This is a genomic window from Candidatus Accumulibacter meliphilus (assembly GCF_036625345.1).
GTDB classification, from domain to species: domain Bacteria; phylum Pseudomonadota; class Gammaproteobacteria; order Burkholderiales; family Rhodocyclaceae; genus Accumulibacter; species Accumulibacter meliphilus.
Genome location: NZ_JAZKTZ010000012.1, coordinates 116394 through 136149 on the forward strand (window position 1 = coordinate 116394; position 19756 = coordinate 136149).

At 62.1% G+C, this 19756-nt stretch carries 20 protein-coding genes and 1 pseudogene; 8 read left to right on the forward strand and 13 right to left on the reverse strand.

The window, feature by feature from the left end:
- The first annotated feature begins 173 nt into the window (after nucleotides 1–173).
- From rplU to proB, 4 genes are all read left to right on the forward strand, one after another.
- A complete protein-coding gene (gene rplU / locus V5B40_RS20900; RefSeq protein WP_332356323.1) occupies nucleotides 174–509 on the forward strand; it encodes a 50S ribosomal protein L21 in 336 nt (111 codons plus the stop codon).
- Between the two features lie 19 nt (nucleotides 510–528).
- On the forward strand, nucleotides 529–792 hold the full coding sequence (gene rpmA, locus V5B40_RS20905; protein ID WP_332356325.1) for a 50S ribosomal protein L27: 264 nt from the start codon (nucleotides 529–531) through the stop codon (nucleotides 790–792).
- A gap of 205 nt (nucleotides 793–997) precedes the next feature.
- The gene (gene cgtA, locus V5B40_RS20910) at nucleotides 998–2119 is read left to right on the forward strand and encodes an Obg family GTPase CgtA (RefSeq protein ID WP_332356326.1); all 1122 of its coding nucleotides are present in this window, start codon (nucleotides 998–1000) and stop codon (nucleotides 2117–2119) included.
- On the forward strand, nucleotides 2112–3230 hold the full coding sequence (proB, locus tag V5B40_RS20915; protein ID WP_332356327.1) for a glutamate 5-kinase: 1119 nt from the start codon (nucleotides 2112–2114) through the stop codon (nucleotides 3228–3230). Before cgtA ends, proB begins: the two co-directional genes overlap by 8 nt.
- Nucleotides 3231–3388: 158 nt before the next feature.
- Here proB and V5B40_RS20920 read toward each other — a convergent pair.
- From V5B40_RS20920 to bamE, 6 genes and pseudogenes are all read right to left on the reverse strand, one after another.
- Nucleotides 3389–3861 (reverse strand): annotated as a pseudogene (locus tag V5B40_RS20920) (MFS transporter); the annotation flags it as partial.
- A gap of 44 nt (nucleotides 3862–3905) precedes the next feature.
- Nucleotides 3906–4661: a cell division protein ZapD gene (gene zapD, locus V5B40_RS20925; protein WP_332356328.1), complete on the reverse strand. Its 756-nt coding sequence runs from the start codon at nucleotides 4659–4661 to the stop codon at nucleotides 3906–3908.
- Between the two features lie 60 nt (nucleotides 4662–4721).
- A complete protein-coding gene (coaE, locus tag V5B40_RS20930; RefSeq protein ID WP_332356329.1) occupies nucleotides 4722–5345 on the reverse strand; it encodes a dephospho-CoA kinase in 624 nt (207 codons plus the stop codon).
- Nucleotides 5342–6076, reverse strand: coding sequence for an SPOR domain-containing protein (locus tag V5B40_RS20935; RefSeq protein ID WP_332356330.1), 735 nt, complete (start codon nucleotides 6074–6076; stop codon nucleotides 5342–5344). The genes coaE and V5B40_RS20935 overlap by 4 nt, the downstream gene beginning before the upstream one ends.
- A gap of 8 nt (nucleotides 6077–6084) precedes the next feature.
- Nucleotides 6085–7449: a TrpB-like pyridoxal phosphate-dependent enzyme gene (locus tag V5B40_RS20940; protein ID WP_332356332.1), complete on the reverse strand. Its 1365-nt coding sequence runs from the start codon at nucleotides 7447–7449 to the stop codon at nucleotides 6085–6087.
- A gap of 100 nt (nucleotides 7450–7549) precedes the next feature.
- Complete coding sequence (gene bamE / locus V5B40_RS20945; RefSeq protein ID WP_332356334.1) at nucleotides 7550–8038, reverse strand: outer membrane protein assembly factor BamE domain-containing protein; 489 nt, start codon at nucleotides 8036–8038, stop codon at nucleotides 7550–7552.
- Nucleotides 8039–8266: 228 nt separating this feature from the next.
- Here bamE and V5B40_RS20950 point away from each other — a divergent pair, with 228 nt between their 5' ends.
- The gene (locus V5B40_RS20950) at nucleotides 8267–9553 is read left to right on the forward strand and encodes an MFS transporter (RefSeq protein WP_332356336.1); all 1287 of its coding nucleotides are present in this window, start codon (nucleotides 8267–8269) and stop codon (nucleotides 9551–9553) included.
- Here V5B40_RS20950 and V5B40_RS20955 read toward each other — a convergent pair.
- The 3 genes from V5B40_RS20955 to V5B40_RS20965 all read right to left on the reverse strand — a co-directional run bounded on the left by V5B40_RS20955 (nucleotide 9495) and on the right by V5B40_RS20965 (nucleotide 12754).
- The gene (locus V5B40_RS20955; RefSeq protein WP_332356338.1) at nucleotides 9495–10916 is read right to left on the reverse strand and encodes a multidrug effflux MFS transporter; all 1422 of its coding nucleotides are present in this window, start codon (nucleotides 10914–10916) and stop codon (nucleotides 9495–9497) included. The genes V5B40_RS20950 and V5B40_RS20955 overlap by 59 nt on opposite strands.
- 1 nt (nucleotide 10917) lies before the next feature.
- Nucleotides 10918–12417 (reverse strand): YifB family Mg chelatase-like AAA ATPase, encoded by a 1500-nt coding sequence (locus V5B40_RS20960; RefSeq protein ID WP_332356340.1) that lies wholly within the window; start codon nucleotides 12415–12417, stop codon nucleotides 10918–10920.
- A 91-nt stretch (nucleotides 12418–12508) separates the two neighbouring features.
- Nucleotides 12509–12754 (reverse strand): accessory factor UbiK family protein, encoded by a 246-nt coding sequence (locus tag V5B40_RS20965; RefSeq protein WP_332356342.1) that lies wholly within the window; start codon nucleotides 12752–12754, stop codon nucleotides 12509–12511.
- A gap of 420 nt (nucleotides 12755–13174) precedes the next feature.
- Between V5B40_RS20965 and glnK the strand changes: the two genes are divergently transcribed.
- The 3 genes from glnK (at nucleotide 13175) to V5B40_RS20980 (ending at nucleotide 15829) form a co-directional block, all read left to right on the forward strand.
- Nucleotides 13175–13513: a P-II family nitrogen regulator gene (gene glnK / locus V5B40_RS20970; protein WP_169065260.1), complete on the forward strand. Its 339-nt coding sequence runs from the start codon at nucleotides 13175–13177 to the stop codon at nucleotides 13511–13513.
- Nucleotides 13514–13523: 10 nt separating this feature from the next.
- Nucleotides 13524–15017, forward strand: coding sequence for an ammonium transporter (locus tag V5B40_RS20975; RefSeq protein WP_332356346.1), 1494 nt, complete (start codon nucleotides 13524–13526; stop codon nucleotides 15015–15017).
- Nucleotides 15018–15529: 512 nt separating this feature from the next.
- Nucleotides 15530–15829 (forward strand): hypothetical protein, encoded by a 300-nt coding sequence (locus tag V5B40_RS20980; RefSeq protein WP_248595206.1) that lies wholly within the window; start codon nucleotides 15530–15532, stop codon nucleotides 15827–15829.
- Here the strand turns inward: V5B40_RS20980 and V5B40_RS20985 are convergent.
- Genes V5B40_RS20985 through V5B40_RS21000 form a run of 4 tightly spaced genes read right to left on the reverse strand, consistent with a single transcriptional unit; the run spans nucleotide 15826 to nucleotide 19748 of the window.
- Nucleotides 15826–17025, reverse strand: coding sequence for an O-succinylhomoserine sulfhydrylase (locus tag V5B40_RS20985; RefSeq protein WP_332356351.1), 1200 nt, complete (start codon nucleotides 17023–17025; stop codon nucleotides 15826–15828). The two genes, V5B40_RS20980 and V5B40_RS20985, sit on opposite strands and share 4 nt — an antisense overlap.
- 11 nt (nucleotides 17026–17036) lie before the next feature.
- A complete protein-coding gene (purF, locus tag V5B40_RS20990; protein WP_332356353.1) occupies nucleotides 17037–18563 on the reverse strand; it encodes an amidophosphoribosyltransferase in 1527 nt (508 codons plus the stop codon).
- 10 nt (nucleotides 18564–18573) lie between these two features.
- The gene (locus V5B40_RS20995) at nucleotides 18574–19062 is read right to left on the reverse strand and encodes a CvpA family protein (RefSeq protein WP_332356355.1); all 489 of its coding nucleotides are present in this window, start codon (nucleotides 19060–19062) and stop codon (nucleotides 18574–18576) included.
- Nucleotides 19059–19748: an SPOR domain-containing protein gene (locus V5B40_RS21000; RefSeq protein WP_332356357.1), complete on the reverse strand. Its 690-nt coding sequence runs from the start codon at nucleotides 19746–19748 to the stop codon at nucleotides 19059–19061. The genes V5B40_RS20995 and V5B40_RS21000 overlap by 4 nt, the downstream gene beginning before the upstream one ends.
- Nucleotides 19749–19756: the final 8 nt, after the last annotated feature.

Here is a 19756-nt window from a genome sequence, read left to right on the forward strand (position 1 = left end):
AACCGCAATTTGACCGCCTCGACCGCAAAAGCGGGCGTTACCGGCAAATGAGCCTGATTCGGCTGGGTCATGCGTCAGGGCTGGTGACGATCGCAAACTCTTTGACGGAGCAGGAAGATTACGTATAATGCGCGGTTCTTCGTCTCACTTCGTTCAGTTCTTTGGAGTCCAACATGTACGCGGTCATAAAAACCGGTGGCAAGCAATATCGCGTTGTCAACGGCGAAAAATTGAAAATAGAACAGATACCGGCAGACGTTGGCGCAGAAATCACCTTTGACCATGTTCTCATGCTTGGCGAAGGCGAAACGGTGGTCATCGGCACACCGCTTATCGCCAGCGCCTCGGTCAAGGCCACTGTGCTTTCGCAAGGTCGTCACGACAAGATCCGGATCTTCAAGTTTCGTCGTCGCAAGCATTCCCAGAAGCATCAGGGGCATCGTCAGAATTACACCGAAATTCGGGTTGACGCGATTGCCAATGACGCTACGCTCGACCCTTCAGCCTGATTTGAGAGGAGCCTGACTCATGGCACACAAGAAAGCTGGCGGCAGTGTACGTAACGGCCGCGATTCCGAAGCAAAACGCCTGGGCGTCAAGCGCTATGGCGGGCAACTGGTACGCGCCGGCAACATCATCGTCCGGCAACGTGGCACGGCCTTTCACCCAGGCGAGAACATGGGCCTCGGCAAGGATCACACGCTGTTTGCGCTGGTCGACGGGCACGTACAATTTGCCATCAAAGGCGCGCAGCGCCGGCGCACCGTGAGCATTGTTCCTGCTGCGGAGTGAACGGCACGCTGGCTACGGCAACACAGGCCAGCCCGGCGGTACAAAGCCCTATCCCTGGCGATAGGGCTTTTTTCATTAATGTGAAAGTCGCGCAAGCGACTCACGAACCTCCCTTCTCCCCTCGCGGGAGAAGGGTCGGGGAAGAGGGAAAAACGGTCATGACCGTTAGCAACTGGCAATACGGACGAAGCGGGCAGACGCAGTCATGAAATTTATCGATGAGGCGAGAATTCTTGTTGGCGCGGGTGACGGCGGCAACGGCATCGCTTCGTTCCGGCGCGACAAGTACGAGCCCGAAGGCGGTCCGGACGGGGGCGATGGCGGCAACGGCGGCAGCGTTCATTTCATCGCCGACCGCAACGTCAACACCCTGATCGAATACCGCTACGCGCGTCGGCACCGCGCCCAGCGCGGGCAGAACGGCGGTTCGAGCGACTGCTACGGCAAACGCGGCAAGGACCTGACGCTGCGCGTGCCTGTCGGCACCACCATCGCCGACGTCAACAGCAACGAGATCCTTGCCGACCTTGACGTCGACGGCAAGAAAGTTCTCCTCGCCAAAGGCGGGCGCGGCGGCCTCGGCAACATCCATTTCAAGTCCAGCGTCAATCGCACGCCGCGCCAATGCACGCGCGGCGAAGAAGGCGAGCAGCGCGAATTGCGCCTCGAACTGCGCTTGCTGGCCGATGTCGGCTTGCTCGGCCTACCCAACGCCGGCAAGAGCACCTTCCTGCGCGCCGTCTCGGCGGCACGCCCTAAGGTGGCCGACTATCCGTTCACCACGCTGCAGCCGCATCTCGGCGTGGTACGAGTAGACCACGACCAGAGCTTCGTCATCGCCGACATTCCCGGACTGATCGACGGCGCTGCCGAGGGTGCCGGCCTCGGCATCCGCTTTCTCAAACACCTCGTACGAACCCGCTTGCTGCTGCACATCGTCGACCTGGCACCGCTCGACCCCGACGCAGATCCCGTCCGCGATGTCGAAACGATCGTGCACGAACTCGAAAAGTACGACCCCGAACTCGCCACTCGACCGCGCTGGCTGCTGCTCAACAAACTTGATCTGATCCCCGAGGACGAACGCGAGCAGCGTATTAGCGATTTTCTGCAGGGCTGTCAGGCCAGCGCAATGGGCATTCCGCATTTTCGCATCAGCGCCATCAGCGGTGCCGGTTGTCGCGAACTCACGCACAAGTTGCAGGAAGCGCTGCAGAATTTGGCCGCCGCCACCCCCGCGCAAGAAGCAACGAGCCCAGGCGCGGCCACCGGCACATTCCCCGACGACCTCTTCGCCGACCACCAAGACAAGGCCGAAGATGACTAGCAGCCGCATCGCCACCGCCCGCAGACTGGTCATCAAGGCTGGATCGGCGCTGGTTACCAAGAACGGTGAAGGTCTGGATCTTGCCGCCATCGAGGAATGGGCAAGGCAGATTGCCGAATTGCGCCTGGCCGGCAAGCAGGTCATCCTGGTCTCGTCGGGAGCCATCGCCTGCGGCATGCAGCGTCTTGGCTGGCGCAAGCGCCCACACGCCGTGCACGAGTTGCAGGCAGCGGCGGCCGTCGGCCAGATGGGGCTGGCACAGGTCTACGAGCGCGCCTTCGCCAAGTACTCGTTGCACACCGCGCAAGTCCTGCTCACCCATGACGACCTCGCCGACCGCAAGCGCTACCTCAACGCGCGCTCGACCCTGAACACACTGTTACGCTTCGGCGTCGTACCAATCGTCAACGAAAACGATACGGTGGTCACCGACGAGATCAAGTTTGGCGACAATGACACGCTCGGGGCGCTGGTCGCCAACCTCGTCGAAGCCGACTGCCTGATCATTCTCACCGACCAGCAGGGCCTGTTCACCGCCGACCCGCGCAAGGATCTGGCGGCCAGCCTGATCAGCGAAGCGCGCGCCGGGATCGCGGCTCTCGAGGCCATGGCTGGCGGAGCCGGTACCCAGTTCGGCACCGGCGGCATGCTGACCAAGGTCATCGCCGCCAAGCGCGCAGCACGCAGCGGCGCGCATACGGTCATCGCCAGTGGCCGCGAACAGGACGTCATCCTGCGCCTGGCTCGGGGCGAGCCGCTGGGCACCTTGCTGGTGGCCGAAACGCAGCCCTTGACGGCACGCAAGCAATGGCTTGCCGACCACCTGCAGCTGAACGGACAACTGCTTCTCGACAACGGCGCGATCAATGCCCTGCGCGAAGGAAAAAGTCTCCTGCCAATTGGCGTCGCCGCCGTCCGCGGCGATTTCGAACGTGGCGCCGCGGTGGCCTGCGTCTCCAACGAAGGTCACGAGATCGCGCGTGGCCTGATCAACTACGGCAGCAGCGACGCGCGCCGCATTGCACGCCGCGCCAGCCGGGAAATCGAAAGCCTCCTCGGCTACATCGAGGAGCCCGAGATCATCCACCGCGACAACCTTATCCTCAGCTAGCAAGGCGCAAGCTTTCGAGCCACATCAGGGAGCGAGCATACGCGCTTGCAGCACTTGCCGGTGCGCTGCGCGCCAAGCGGCCTACCGACAACGCTGCGACGCGCTGCGGCGCTGAAGTACTGCATGCCCGTCGCCGAGTGGCAAGCCGGCTTTCCTGGTCAAACTGCCGGGCTGGGTAACGCCGCTTCCCTGATCGGCAGATTCAACAGCGCCGCCACAGCCGCCAACGCAATGTCGGCGTACCACATCCATCCGTAGTCGCCGAACTGCGTCAGCGCCAGGCCGCCAAGATAGGCGCTAAAGAAGCCGCCGATCTGGTGCGAAAGCATAGTCATGCCGAACAGCATCCCGAGATAGCGCAGGCCAAACAGCTTGCCGGCGATCGCCGCCGTCGGTGGCACCGTCGCCAGCCAGGAAAACCCAGCCCCGCGGCGAAGAGGTAGAAAGTCAGATCCGTCTTCGGTGCCGCCAGGTAGACGGCGATCAGCGCCGCGCGCGAGGCGTACATCCAGAACAGAACGTATTTGCTCCGATAGCGACCGACGCAGGCACCTGCATAGAGGCTGCCGAAGATATTCGTCAGTCCGATGATCGCCAGCGACCAACTGGCGACGGCCGACGGCAAGCCGCAGCGATCCGGAAGCGGACCGGCAGAGCATACTCGCTAGTCGCCGCCTAGAGATTGCAGAACAGCATGTCGAATTCGACTTCACTATCCGACTGCCGTGGTCGATGATCGCTGTCTGGATGAGTGAAGCGGATATTCAGTGCATACTTGTTGGCGCTGATCTCGGGAATATAGGGATCGTCGATCTTCAGAGAAATGCGGACCATCTGCGAGCTGCTGCCGCCAAGCATCATCTGGAAAGCACCATTGGCCGCCACGTGATGTTCGGCACGACCGCTCGCACGCAACAAACGCAGGACGATGGCCAGGGCATCACGCAAGGGCAACATCGGTTGCAGCCAGCCCAGCAGTGCTTCACGCCGTGCGCCTGGCGCCTGATGCCGCCAGTAGTGGTATGACGGCAGGTCGAACTGGCAGACGCCGCCGGGAATACTGGCGCGACTCTTGATGCTCATCAGCCAGTCGTTGTCGCGCAGATGCTGGCCGATCTTGCCGGTCATGGCGAGCAGGGCTGCCGACGCCTGCTCGATCTCCTGGAGGGCAAGGTTAAGCGCTTCTTCAGAGATCTCGGGGTTGTTGCGATAAGCGAGCAGGCTCTGGCGCTGTCGCTCCAGCTCCTGAATCAAGTCCATTTTCAGATCGGCCCGCCCGGAGACATCGAGGATCTCGAACAGGGTCAGCAGCGCGACGTGGTGCTCGTGCGCCCCGTCACGCTGCATGAAGCGGCCGACCTTCTGGAATAAGTCCTCCAGACGCAACAGGGTGCGTATGCGTTCATTGAAAGGATATTCGTAGGTAATCACACTTCCGCCAGCGTCAGAAACGGGAATTTTCGATAATTCTGAAGCATTTGCAACAAAACCTCAACGTCCAGCATGAAGTTTGGCACTAGCCAGCGCCAGATAGCGCCGGTGCAGACCGTCAATCTCTGGCAGCAAGGCGTCCAGTCCACCCTCGTTGTTCAGCACATCGTCGGCCACCTCTCGCCGCTGCGCACGGGTCGCCTGCGTAGCCATGATCGCCTGCACTGCCTCGGTGCTCAGCCCGCTTCGCGCCGTCACCCGGGCAATCTGCAGAGCCTCGTCGCAATCGATGACCAGCACCCGATCGGCGCGCTGACGATAGCTCGCGGTTTCCACCAGCAAGGGCACGACCAACAGGACGTACGGTGCGTGCTCGGCAGCGGCGCAGCAGGCGTCGCTGCGTAGCCGAATCAGCGGATGCAGGATCTCTTCGAGCTTCGTCCTGGCCAGTGGATCGGCGAAGGCCAGACGACGCATCGCAGTCCGATCGAGGCCGCCGTCGGGACGCAAGACGGTGTCGCCGAAAGCGGCTCGAATGGCGGCCATCGCCGCACCCTGCGGGCCGCTCAGTTCATGGGCAATGGCGTCAGTATCGACAAGCACCGCGCCACGCGCGGCGAAAAGCTCCGCGACCGTACTCTTGCCACTGCCGATGCCTCCGGTCAAACCCACCACAAAGCTCATGGCGTCACCTCAGTCGGCTCAGAACAAGGGGCCGCCACGGCCTTCGGCAGCAGCGCCGCAATCGCCTCACGCAGCGCGCCCATATCCGCCTCCGGGCCATGGATTTCGAGCGTACTGAGTGTCGGCTCGCTCCTGCGCTCGCCGATTCTGGCCGAGCGTACCCCCTTGGCGCGAAGCGCTTCGAGCCGCACCCTGGCGGCCTCCTCGCCGCGATAGGCTCCCAGGGAAATAGCCAGTGGGCGGGAGCCACTGCTCGGCACGATGAAATAATCCTTTACGCCGAGCTCTTGCAACTCGGCCACTTTCCGAACCGCTTCCTCCCTGTTGGCAAGTGGTGGGATGAAGACCCAGTAGCCAGTGATCTCGCCAACGCTACGACGTTGCCCCTTGAACGCTGAAAATCGTTCCGTCAGCAGGCGCTCGACCTGTTCGGCATCGCCAGCGGCCAGCTTGCTCCATAGCTGACAGCTCTCGACGGGCTTCTTGTCGCCCTCGTTGTCAGCCGCGCTGTAGACCACTTTCTCGACCACTTTTTCGACCACTTTCTCAGCTTCCGTTTTCTTTTTCGCGGTCGGCGGCGGCTCGCCACGCGAAACGATACGCACACGTTCCGGCAGCAGTTGCTGTGCAAGGTGCCTCGCATCAGGGTTGACCGACGCACCCAGGTAACCCTGCGTCCATACGAACAACAGCAGATTGGCGAGCAGCAGCAGGAAAACGGTGATTCGCATCGAGGCGCTTATCCGACCTTGGGCAAGTGTTCGAGTGAAGCCCGGATGGCTTCGGCGGGGTAATCGAAATCCTCGAGCTCAGCGGCGAAATAGCGGTCGTAGGCAGCCATGTCGAAGTGCCCGTGGCCGGTGAGATTGACGAAGATCGTTTTCGCCTCGCCACTCAGTTTGCAACGCAAAGCCTCGTCTATCGCCGCCCGCAGCGCGTGATTGGACTCCGGTGCGGGAATGATCCCCTCGGCGCGAGAAAACATGACGCCAGCTTCAAAGGTGGCGAGCTGCGAGACCGCAACCGCCTCGATCAAGCCTTCGTGATAGAGCTGCGAAACCAGCGGCGAATCACCATGGTAACGTAATCCGCCGGCGTGGATTCCTGGGGGCATGAAATCATGCCCGAGGGTGTACATTTTCATCAACGGCGTGAAGCCGGAGGCATCGCCAAAGTCGTAGGCGTAGGCACCGCGCGTCAAGCTCGGGCAGGAAGTCGGCTCGACCGCCACCAGCCGTGTCGGGCGACCGTTTCGGCCACCGGCGGCGTTGTCGGCGATGAACGGAAAGGCCACGCCGGCAAACGACGATCCGCCGCCACAAGGCGCAAAAATGACGTCCGGCCAATCTCCGACTTTCGCGAACTGCTTCTTGGCTTCCTGACCGATGATCGTCTGATGAAGCGCCACGTGATTGAGGACCGAGCCGAGCGCGTAACTGGTATCCGCGCGCCCAGCCGCCTCTTCGACGGCCTCTGAAATGGCAATTCCGAGCGAACCCTGGTTGTCGGGATCGCTGGCCAGTAGATCGCGCCCGCTCTGCGTCATCGACGAAGGGCTGGCAAACACCTCGGCGCCCCAGGTCTGCATCATCGAACGCCGGAAGGGTTTTTGCTGATAGCTGACCTTGACCATGTAGACCCGCACGTCAAGGCCAAACATCTGGCCGGCGAAAGCCATCGAGCAGCCCCATTGGCCGGCGCCGGTCTCGGTGGTGATCCGTTTGATTCCTGCCTGCCGGTTGTAGAACGCCTGCGGTACGGCGGTATTGGGCTTGTGCGAACCGGCCGGGGAAACCCCCTCGTACTTGTAGTAAATCCGGGCCGGTGTGCCGAGTACTTCTTCGAGTCGACGAGCGCGAATCAAGGGCGACGGACGCCACAGGCGGTAAATTTCGCGGACCGGCTCGGGAATCGGAATCCAGCGCTCGCTCGACATTTCCTGCTCGATGATCGCCGCCGGAAAGATCGCCCCCATCTGCTCCGGTGAAACCGGCTGGCCGTCCGCGGCAAGCGGCGGCAGCGGCGGTGTCGGCAGGTCGGCGACCACGTTATACCAGTGCGTCGGAATCTCGGACTGATCGAGAGTAATGTGCAGCGATTCCACGAAATTTCCCCTTATTCTTCTTGTTCAGCGAATCCGCGAAGTATACCCCGGGATACCCTGGCGATCCGCTTCAGCGACCGGCTTTGACACAAGCGCGGCGTCAAGGGCCGGGCGTGAAGTTGGCGCTGGTCCTGGTGACCACCCCATCGTTGTTGAAATGGACGTTGAAATACCAGGTCATGCCCGGCTCGACCTTGGTTTTCCAGTCCCATACTTTTTCCTGTTTGAGTGAAAAGTAGAGCTCGTGCGCCGGTCGGCCGAGCAGGTAACGCACTTCCTCGCTGCTCATGCCGGGCCGGACCTTGGCGAAGTTCTCCTCGGTCAGCACCTGCCGCACTTCGCGCAAGACCTTATCCGGACCGATGACCAGCATGTAGTTGACGATGCCCTGGGGCGTGCGCGGATACTCCCAGACCCGCGTACCGTCGGTCTCCACCCACTCCAGGCTTGGCTCGCCCATCAGCTGGCGCACTTCATCGGCGCTGGTGATGCCGGGCTTGAGCTTGCTCAGCTTGTCGGCGTCGCATGCCGAAAACGCAAGAGCGACCAGGCCCGAAAGAAAAGCACCTGGCAAGAGTTTGATCGACATGTTTTACCGCGCTCCACTCACTGCGGCTAGAATTGGTGCCACGAAGCCACGAGTATAGACGACACGAGTGCATGGAGGACTTTTGAGCCCGAGCGAAGCCGCCAGCAAGCAAGCCACTGCACCGCAGCCGTCCCCGTCGAGCTGTCCCCGGGCCCAGCACGGAAAGAGACCGCAGCTTTGCTCGGCCACAGCCGGCGCCCACGCGGTGAGCCGTCGCCAGGATCGACCTTGAACACCGCCCCGCGCGGCTACCCACCCGCCTCCCTCGCCTGGAGTGTCTGGGGGCTGGGCGCCCTGCTCTATCTGATCGGTTTCTACCAGCGCGTCGCGCCGGCGGTAATGACCGACCAGCTGATGATCGACTTCTCGATCGGGGCGACCGAACTCGGCAATCTTTCGGCCTTCTATTTCTACTCCTATGTGGTCATGCAGATCCCGACCGGGATCATCGCCGATCGTTGGGGACCGCGCCGTCTGCTGACCGCGGGCGCGCTGGTTGCGGCCATCGGCAGTGCGCTGTTTGCCAGCGCCCCTGATCTGTGGTGGGCGAACGGCGGACGTTTGCTGATCGGCGCCTCGGTCGCCGTCGCCTTCGTCTCGATGCTCAAGCTGGCCAGCCACTGGTTCGCCCCGCAGCAATTTGCGCTGGCCTCCGGACTGGCACTGGTCTTTGGTGTCGTCGGCGGGGTAATCGCCGGCGTCCCTCTGCGGATGCTGATCGAAGCCTGGGGCTGGCGCTCGGTGATGGGCGTCTCGGCAGCGCTGACCGCGCTGCTGGCGGTCGCCATCTGGCTGCGCGTGCGCGACGATCCCGTTGACTGCGCTTATGCCAGCCATGCGCATAGCGCGCACGGCAGTGGACACCACGGCTCGATCCTGCGCGGCATGGCCGAAGTCCTCTCCTACCGCAATACCTGGATTCTGCTGATCACCCCGATCGGCATTGCCGGATCGGTACTTACCTTTGCCGGCCTGTGGGGCGTGCCCTATCTGCGCCAGGTGCATGGCCTCGACACCCACAGCGCCGCAGCAATCACCTCGCTACTGTTGATCGCCTGGGCGGTCGGCGGACCCGTCCTCGGCACCCTCTCCCAACGCATGGGCCGCCGGCGACCGCTCTATATCTGGACCACCGCCGCGGCTCTGGCTGGCTGGCTGGTGGTCATTTTCGCGCCGATACCGATCTGGTTGCTGATCGTCACCCTGCTGTTCACCGGCCTGGTCTCTGGCAACCTGATCATCGGCTTCGCTTTCGCCAAGGAATCGGTGCCAGTCCGCCTGATGGGCACCGCGTCGGGAGTCTGCAACATGGGGCCACTACTCGGCGGCATGTTGCTGCAACCGGCCGTCGGCTGGGTACTCGACGATCACTGGCTGGGTGCCACGGCGGCTGGCGTCCGCCTTTACGACGCCAGCGCCTATCAGGCCGGATTCAGCCTGATGGCCAGCTGCCTGGTCATTTCGCTCTGCCTGATCCCGTTTGCCAAGGAAACCGCTTGTCAACAGAGCAAATAAGGCGATTGCCGGAAAAGGACGTACCCGATTGCGCCGGATTTTCTGTCGGCTTCAAGGCCTGACAGCAGGCGCATAGTCGAACCATGTAACTATTGTCGTAACACAGAAGACGGACGAAACGACAAGCAAGATGGGTGGTTATTTGACAGAAATGGCCTGCGGCTTTGCCGATGCTGCGCCGGAAATGGGTGGCAGTGGCTGCAGCGCCGAGCAAGCTCAGGCCCGCCATGCCGAGCGCCAGGCTCAGCGTCGATTCGCACAGCACAGGCACAATCAGCGCGGCAGCGAGCGCATTGACCGCGGCCTGCACGAAAGCCTGGCAGGAGGCGGCAAGACCGCGCTGCTCCGGAAACATGTCCAGGGCCAGCAGGGTCAGGCTGGGGATTTGCAATGACAGGCCAAGGGTGAAAACGAACAGCGGCAAGACACTCCACGGCAGCGCCGCTGCGCCGTCCAGATTCAAGCCCAGGTTAAGGGTCGCCGCAAGCCCCATTATCAGGTAGCCGGCGATGATCGTCCGGGCGCGAGAACAGCGCTTGGCGAGCGCGCCGGACAAGCCCGCGCCGAGCACCAGACCGCCCATCGCCGGCCCGAAAAGCCACAGGAAACCGGTCTCAGAAACCCCCAGGTGGCGGACCAGGAAAACCGGCGCCGACAGCACGTAGATGAAGAACGCGACGAAGTTAAAGGCCAGCGCGCCGCAGATCAGCAGGAAGGATGGTGAGCTGAGCACGCCACGGTAGGCCTTTGCCAGATAGTCGACGCGCAGCGACTGGCGCCGGTGCGCGGGCAGCGTTTCCGGGAGGAACTTCCAGCAGGCCAGCCACAGGGCGACGCTGAGCAAGACCAGCAGCGCAAACACCGCACGCCAGCCAAACCAGGTTTGTAGCCAACCGCCAATTACCGGGGCGATCACCGGCGCCGCCGCAAACGTGATCATGATCTGCGCAATCAGCCGCTGTGCTCGCGCGCCGTGGTAGAGATCACTCACGATCGCCCGACTGACGACCATGCCTGCACCAGCGGTCATCCCCTGCAAGGCGCGCAGCAGCCACAGCTGTTCGATGCATGTGGCGAAAATGCAGCCCAGCGAGGCCAGCGCAAAAAGTGCCACAGCCACCAGAATTACCCGGCGACGGCCGAGCGCATCGGAGATCGGGCCATACCACAGGGTCATCAGTGCAAAGGGCAGCAGGAAAGCGGTCAGGGTCTGCTGGACTTCCTGCGGCGTCGCCAGCAGCGACTGGGCAATGTCGCCGAACGACGGCAAGTAGGTGTCGATCGAGAAGGGACCAAGCGTGGCCAGAGCAGCCACGACCGAGCCGATGCCGCGTTGAGCGGGCAAAGTTTCAGAATCAGGCACGTCAGTCTTTCGCTATCCGACGGTACTGCACGGCCTCAGCAACATGCTGCGCCTCGATCGTACCAACCCCTGTTATATCGGCAATTGTGCGGGCCAGCTTTAGTAAACGATGGTAAGCGCGAGCAGAAAGGTCAAAGTGCCTGATGGCGTGTTTCAGCAGGGCGGCAGCGGCCGCTTCGGGCTGGCAAAACTGGTCGATTTCCCCGGTCGTCAAATGTGCGTTGGCTTTCCCCTGGCGCTTTATCTGCACCTCGCGCGCCAGCGTGACGCGGCAACGAACGACCGCCGACGCTTCGCCATCCGCCGGTTTTTGCAGCGCTTCAGCCGGCAAGGCGGGAACTTCGATCTGCAGATCGATGCGGTCGAGCAGCGGACCAGAGAGCCGACTCCGATAGCGCCGCACTTGCTCGGGGGTGCAGCGGCAGCGGCCAGTTGAGTCGCCATGATAGCCGCAGGGACAGGGATTCATCGCCGCGACCAACTGAAACTGGGCCGGAAACTCGGCCTGGCGGGCGGCGCGCGAAATGTGGATACGACCGCTGTCGAGGGGCTCGCGCAGCGCCTCGAGTACTCGCCGATCGAACTCGGGAATCTCGTCGAGGAAGAGGACCCCGTGATGCGCCAGCGATATTTCGCCGGGACGAGGCACGCTGCCGCCGCCGACCAGCGCTGCCGACGACGCCGTGTGGTGCGGCGCGCGGTAGGGGTAGCGGCGGAAAAACTCGGGGCGAAACTGCCCGGCCAAGGACAACACTGCAGCTGACTCAAGCGCGGCGGCCAGGGTCATTGGCGGCAGCAAGCCCGGCAAACGGCTGGCGAGCATCGATTTGCCGGTACCCGGCGGGCCGGCAAGCAAAATCGAATGCGCGCCAGCGGCAGCAATTTCGAGCGCGCGTTTTGCCTGTGTCTGCCCGCGCACGTCTGCCAGATCGGGATAATCGCTGCCGACAGCGATGCTTTCGTCGGCCGGCAGACATTCGGCCAGGACGCCCTGCCCCGTCAAGTGGGCGCAAACCTCGAGCAAGGTGGTGGCGGCGAGCACCCGCACCTGGCCGGCCAGCGCAGCCTCACGCGCACTGCTCGTTGGCAGGACAAAGCTTCGCCCCTGACTACCGGCGGCGAGGACCATCGCCAAGGCGCCACGGATCGGCCGCAGTTCGCCCGAGAGCGACAGTTCGCCCGCGAATTCATGGTCGGCCAGCGCGGAATCGGGAATCTGGCCTGAAGCCGCGAGGATTCCGAGCGCAATCGGCAAGTCGAAACGGCCCGACTCCTTGGGCAGATCGGCCGGCGCGAGGTTGACCGTAATCCGTTTGCTGGGAAAAGCAAAGCCCGAGTTCTGCAGCGCAGCCCTGACCCGATCGCGCGCTTCCTTGACCTCGGTATCCGGCAGGCCAACCAGCGTGACGCTCGGCAAGCCACCCGCAAGATGCACCTCGACGGCGACCTCCGGGGCAGAAAGTCCGTCCAGTCCGCGGCTATGAACAATGGCAAGCGACATCGGGGTTGATGGTCAATGCACAGGCCAGGGGCTGGAAGGGGGCGGCCAGCAAGCGGAAAAGAGATCGGTCCTCGGCGCCGAAGCCCCCTGCTCAGGCCGACGGGTCGGGTGGGCTTTCCAGCTGCTCCAGGCGCCGCTCGAGGGCTTTCAATTTTTCCCGGGTGCGTTGTAGAACCTGGGTCTGGATATCGAACTCCTCGCGGCTGACGAGATCGAGTTTGCTGAAGAAACTGGCGAGCAGCGCACGTGCGTTCTTGTCGATATCCGCAGCAGGGCTGGCAGCGATGATGCCACCCAGTCGAGCGCCAAGTTCTTCGAGAATTCTGGGGTCGAGCATGGGAATCACCGACGGGTTCTGGTTTCTGAGTGCGTCGAGTTTAGCACAGGCACGGCGCGCAACCGGATACGCACCAGAAGGGTGCATTGACCTATGGGCGCTGCTCTATCGCAGTGCAACAAGCATCCGCCTGCGCCGTACAGATTGCGCAGGGCACTGATTACCCGCATAAAACAAGCCTGGCACGAAACCTGCTAATAGCTGGGTAGCAATTCTTTTCTTTCGTCGTTCGCTTTGCTGGAGGGCTCACGCATGAAAAATAGTGCTCTTGCCGCGCCGTTCACCGCCGCACTGTGGCCGCCACGCAGACCACAGGCCATTCCTCAATGGAAGACGCCGCACAGCCTTTGAAGCGTAGGGTCTGGACAATTTTTTGGTTCAATCGGAGAGGCTTCGCCCTCACCTGACATGGAGTGCAACATGAAACTGGTTACTGCCATCATCAAGCCGTTCAAGCTTGACGAAGTACGAGAAGCGCTGTCGGCGATCGGCGTGCAAGGGATCACGGTCACCGAAGTCAAAGGCTTCGGACGTCAGAAAGGGCACACCGAGCTGTACCGCGGTGCCGAGTACGTCGTCGATTTTCTACCGAAAGTAAAAATCGAAGCGGCGATCCGCGACGACATCCTCGAGCAGGTGATCGAGGCCATCGAAAAGTCGGCGAGCACCGGCAAGATCGGCGACGGCAAGATCTTCGTCACAACCGTTGAAGAAGTCATTCGCATCCGCACCGGCGAAACCGGTGAGGAAGCCCTGTGAGGAGCCTGCCATGAAACACTTTTTTACCATTCTCGCCCTGGTCGGAGCCGTCGCTATCGGCGCCCCGGCCTGGGCTGACGAGACGCCGGCCGGAGTCAGCGCGGCGAGCCCCGCGATGACCTTGGCGCAGGCTCCGGCAGCGGCTGCAGAAGTCGCAGCCACCGCCAGCGCAGTTGCAGCAGTCGAAGCAGAGCCGCAGCTCAGCAAGGCAGACAACGGCTGGATCATGGTCTGCGCCGCGCTGGTCATCCTGATGTCGCTGCCCGGGCTGGCCCTCTTCTATGGGGGGCTGGTGCGCACCAAGAACATGCTCTCGGTGCTGATGCAGGTCTTCGTGACCTTCTCGCTGATCAGCGTGCTGTGGGTGGTCTATGGCTACTCCCTGGCGTTCACTGAAGGCGGCAGTTTCTTCGGGGTGCTCGACAAGGTCTTCCTGAAAGGAATTACCGCCGACTCGCTTGGCGCCACCTTCTCCAAGGGCGTGTTCATCTCCGAGCTGACCTTTGTCATCTTCCAGGGCGCTTTCGCAGCGATCACCTGCTGCCTGATCGTCGGCGCTTTCGCCGAACGCGCGAAGTTTGCCGCAATCCTGGTGTTCATGATCATCTGGTTCACGCTCTCCTACGCACCCATGGCGCATATGGTGTGGTACTGGGCGGGTCCGGATGCCTATATCGACGCCGCTGCCGGCGAAGCCGCCGGCAAGACCGCCGGCTTCCTGTTCCAGAAAGGCGCTCTCGACTTTGCCGGCGGCACCGTGGTGCACATCAACGCCGCCGTTGCCGGACTGGTCGGCGCCTTCATGATCGGCAAGCGGATTGGTTACGGCCGCGAATCGATGGCGCCGCACAGCCTGACCTTCACCATGATCGGTGCCTCGCTGCTGTGGTTTGGCTGGTTCGGATTCAACGCCGGCTCGGCACTGGAGGCCAGCGGTGGCTCGGCTCTGGCAATGGTCAATACCTGGTTGGCAACCGCTTGTGCAACCCTCTCCTGGATGCTCGCCGAATGGATGCTCAAGGGCAAGCCTTCGATGCTCGGCGCCGCTTCCGGAGCCGTTGCCGGACTGGTGGCCATCACCCCGGCAGCCGGTTTCGTCGGGGTCATGGGTGCCATCGCCATTGGTCTGCTGGCCGGCGTGGTCTGCCTGTGGGGCGTCAATGGTTTGAAGCACATGCTCGGTGCCGATGATTCCCTCGACGTTTTCGGCGTCCATGGTGTCGGCGGCATCCTCGGTGCCATCCTGACCGGCGTCTTCGCCTCGCCCTCGCTTGGCGGCACCGGCGTCTATGACTATGTCGCCAACGCCGTCGGCGAGTACGACATGACCGCGCAGGTGATCAGCCAGTTGTGGGGCGTCGGCACGGTAATCGTCTGGTCGGGCATCGTGTCGGTCGTGGCCTTCAAAGTGGTCGACCTGCTGATCGGTCTGCGGGTACCGGAAGACGAGGAACGCGAAGGCCTTGACATCACCGCACACGGCGAGTCGGCCTACCACTACTGAGCCCTTCGGTCATAATGAACTCTCCCCTTCGGGCGCCCACGTGGCGCCCGCTTTTTTTTTGGTGGGGTGGGTAGGGGGCGATCAACTGATGAGCGGGAGCAAGAACGGCTTTTCTGAGCTGGTGAGACCAGTATCGCGTCGGGGTTGAGCACATCGACCAGGAGCATCGCTTTCTTTTCGATCTGATCAACGAGTTCCATAACGAGTACCGTGGCGTCGCCGATCGCAGGGCGATGGAACAGGTCTTCAACCGTCTGGTTCGATATTCCGAAGAACAGTTTGCCACGAGGAGGAGACCATGCTGAAAAGCGAGTATCCGCTTCACAGGCTGCCTCTACCGTAGCCAGGCACTTCCCGGCGCCGTGTACTCTCTGTACTCTGTGTACTCCTTGAACCGGAGCGCCGTCTGTGCGACATTCGCGGTCTTGTGCACGTCGATTCGGTCCGCGGATACATCGTCGGCACCGCGTCGAAACAACAACGATGAAGCACAGCAGTAACAGGGAGAGAACATGAAATACGTGATTTGGGTGTTCTGGCCGGCCTTTATCGCCGCCGGAATCGCCGAAACGATCTTCTTTACGATGATCGATCCAGAGCAGTTATACCTTTTCGGGCAACGTGTCGAATGGTCCTTGACCGCGACCTACTCGACGGGTTTTCTGCTCTTCTGGCTGGTCTGCATTGGCTCGAGTCTGATGACCTATCTGATGATGCCCAGAGACGCCAAGGAAGCGCTGATGAAAGCCGCCGGTGAGCGTGAGGATCTCGCCCGACCGAAGCGCCGGGAACCTGGCAGCGTCGGCCGCTAGATCGACGCCAAACCGCTTTCGAGGTCGTTCTGCAGGTCGACGACGGCTTCGAGACCGACGGCAATGCGCAGCAAATCCTCGCTGACGCCCGCCGCAGCACGCTGCTCCGGTGTGATGCGGCCGTGTGTCGTTGAGGCGGGATGAGTGAGCGTCGTTTTGGTATCACCCAGATTGGCGGTAATCGACAGCAAACGACAGCTATCGACCACCTTCCAGGCTTCCCGACGCGCCCCCTTGACGGTGAAGGAAACGATCGCCCCACCACTTTTCTGCTGCCGAGAGGCCAGGTCGAACTGCGGATGCGAAGGCAGGCCAGGATAGTAGACACGCGCCACCCGGGGGTGCTGCTCCAGCCACTGCGCAAGTTGCAGCGCCTTCGCCGACTGTGCGTGCATGCGAATCTGTAGCGTTTCCAGGCCTTTCAGAAGCACCCAGGCATTGAACGCGGAGAGCGTCGGGCCGGCGGTGCGCAGAAACCGGAACACCTCGTCGGTCAGTCTTTTCGGCCCGGCGACGGCGCCACCGAGTACCCGGCCCTGGCCGTCGAGGTATTTGGTCGCCGAATGCAGCACCAGATCGGCACCGAGATCGAGCGGCCGCTGCAGAATCGGCGTGCAAAAGCAGTTATCGACGACCACCAGAATGCCGCGTGCGTGCGCGATGGCGACCAGCGCGGCGATATCGGCGATGGCGGTCAGCGGATTTGACGGCGTTTCCAGAAACAGGAGCCTGGTTTCTGGCCGCAGCGCTGCTTCCCAGGCCGCGACGTCGGTTTGCGCGACAAAGCTGGTCTGAATCCCGAAGCGCGGCATGAGGGTGCCGAGCATCTGTTGCGTCGCGCCAAACAGCCCCGTCGACGCAACGATATGGTCGCCGCTGCTGCACAGCGCCATCACCAGCGAAAGAATCGCCGACATTCCCGATGCCGTGGCCACGCAAGCCTCGGCGCCTTCGAGCGCCGCGAGACGGTCCTGAAATGCCGTCACCGTCGGATTCGTAAAGCGCGAGTAGACGTTCCCTTCTTCCTCACCCGAAAAGCGGGCGGCTGCCTGAGCGGCGCTGTCGAAGACAAAACTCGAGGTCAGATACAGCGCCTCGCTATGCTCGTTGAACTGGCTGCGTTCCTGACCGGCGCGCACCGCCAGCGTCTCCAGGGAATAGCCGCGAGGGGGGTCGATTGCTTCCATTGCTTGCATGGCCTTTATCATCAATCTACGGACATCAGGTTCAACTGTAATTGATTCGACGACCAGTGCTCGTCCCGCGCTGCCGCGCCGTCACCTTCGCGCGCCAGTTCAATGGCATTCAGATATGCCGGGCTGACGTCGCCGGTAATATAGACGCCATCAAAGCACGAGGTGTCAAAGTTGCACAGCGACGGCTTCAATTCTCGAATCGACGCCTTCAGCGCGTCGAGATCCTGGTACACCAGCGCGTCGGCACCAATTTCACGGGCGATTTCCTCGCCGCTGCGACCGGTGGCGATCAACTCGCTGCGCGTCGGCATGTCGATTCCATAAACGTTCGGATAGCGCACCGGCGGCGAAGCAGAGGCAAAGTAAACCTTCAGTGCACCCGCGGCGCGCGCCATTTCGACGATCTCGCGGCTGGTTGTGCCACGCACGATCGAATCGTCGACCAGGAGCACGCGCTTGCCCTTGAACTCCTGGGCAACGGTATTGAGTTTCTGGCGAACCGAGCGTTTGCGTGTTGCCTGACCGGGCATGATGAAGGTGCGACCAATGTAGCGGTTCTTGACGAAACCCTCGCGATAGGGGACGTCGATGCGCTGCGCGAGCTGCATCGCCGACGGGCGACTGGAATCGGGAATCGGGATGACCACGTCGATTTCCTCGACCGGAATATGCTTCACCAGCTTGTCGGCCAGATGCTCGCCCATGTGCAGCCGCGCTTCATAGACCGAAACGCCGTCAATCACCGAGTCGGGGCGTGCCAGATAGACGAACTCGAAAATGCACGGCGCAAGCACTGAATTTTGCGCGCATTGACGTTGGTGGATGCGGTGTTCGAGATCGATGAAGATGGCCTCGCCGGGTTCGACGTCGCGCAGGACCTTGAATCCCAGGGTGTCGAGCGCCACCGACTCGGAAGCAAACAGATACTCGGTGCCCTCGGGCGTCTCGTTGCTGCCGAAGATCAGTGGACGAATGCCAAAGGGGTCACGGAAAGCGAGCATGCCGTAACCGGCGATCATCGCCACCACGGCATAGGCGCCTCGGCAACGACGATGAACCGCCGACACCGCACCAAAAATGGTATCGAGATCCAGATGATAGCCCTTGGCAGTGGCCTGCAGTTCGTGCGCCAGTGCATTGAGCAGCACTTCCGAATCGGAGTGGGTATTGATGTGCCGCAGGTCCTGGCGGAACATCTCCTTCTTGAGTTCTTCGGTGTTGGTCAGGTTGCCGTTGTGCCCGAGAACGATCCCGAATGGCGAGTTGACATAAAAAGGCTGTGACAGCGAAGAATCGAACGCCGAACCAGCGGTCGGGTAGCGACAGTGAGCGATTCCCATGTTGCCGGGTAGCGCGCGCATGTTGCGCGTGCGAAAGACGTCGCGCACCAGCCCGGAACCTTTGTGCATATGGAAGGCATCATCCTCGACGGTCGCCATTCCGGCCGCGTCCTGGCCGCGATGCTGCAGGACCATCAAGCCATCATAAAGCAACTGGTTTACCGGTGTGGTAGCGACAACGCCGAGAATCCCGCACATAGTGTTTTTCCTAGCCGAACCTGATTCGTTTAGTCACTTCCGATGGCAACCAGGGCTTGCTGGCCAGGACTGCCGTTTCGAGCGGCGCCGAAAAGTACGCCTCACTCCACCACTTCTCGCTGGGTAGCGACGTCATGCCGCCAACGGCCACCAGGACCAGGACGATCACCACACCCCGGGCAGCACCAAAAATGATTCCCAGCAGGCGATCGGTCAGGGTCATCCCCAGCGCCTTGAGCAGGCTACGCACGGCCAGACGCAGCAGTGCCATCACCACCAGCACGGCCACGAAGATGGTCACCCAGCCGGCGACCAGGCGCAGCGCCGGGTCGGCAATCGACGTAAAGCCCTCGGCGACCAGAGAACCCCACCAGCGCGCAGCAAAAAAGGCGAGCACCCACGCCACCAGGGCGATGATCTCGCCAACGACGCCACGCCACATACCGATTATCAGGGAAACAGCGACGACAAACAGCACGACATAGTCGAAAACGGTCATGAGCGGCCAGCGACGACTCCGCCAACACCGATCTTTTTCAGCTTCTCGAGAGCGTTCTCAGCGGCCTCGCGGTTCGGGAAGGGGCCGGCACGCACACGCGTTCTTTTTCCGGCTGGCGAATTGAGGATTTCAGTATAGTTGGCGACGCCAATGCGGTTGATGCTGGCGACCAGCTTCTTGACGTTCTCAGGATCGGCGAATGCGCCGACCATAATGACGAACTGCCCGTCTGACGCCAGCGGTGCGGGTGGTGGCGGCGGCGGCAAGGGTTGCGGCTTCTTGACGATGGGCGGAGCAGGCGGCGCTACCGGGATCTCGGTTTTTTTCGGCGGCGACTTCTCGACAGGCTTGGCCGCTTTCGTTTTGGCGCCCTCTTCCACCGCCTTCGCGATCGGCTCTTCTGCCGATGCCGCCTCATCTTGCAGCGCCGCGTCGTGCTCTGCGCCAGCTGCGGCCACGGCAGCCGACGGCGACGCGCGAGCGGCCAGTTCCGCCGGATCGAACAGCTTTTGGTCCTGACCCGGGATGCGGATCTGGATGTCCTGCACCACTTGCTTCGGCTCTTCGTCCATGACCATCGGCAGGACCACCGCGGCCAGTCCGGCAATCGCCACCGCGCCTACCAGGCGGCGCCGTGCCTTCTTCTTGAGGTGTAACTGTGGGTCGGATGTTTCAGTCATCTGCATCGTGGAAT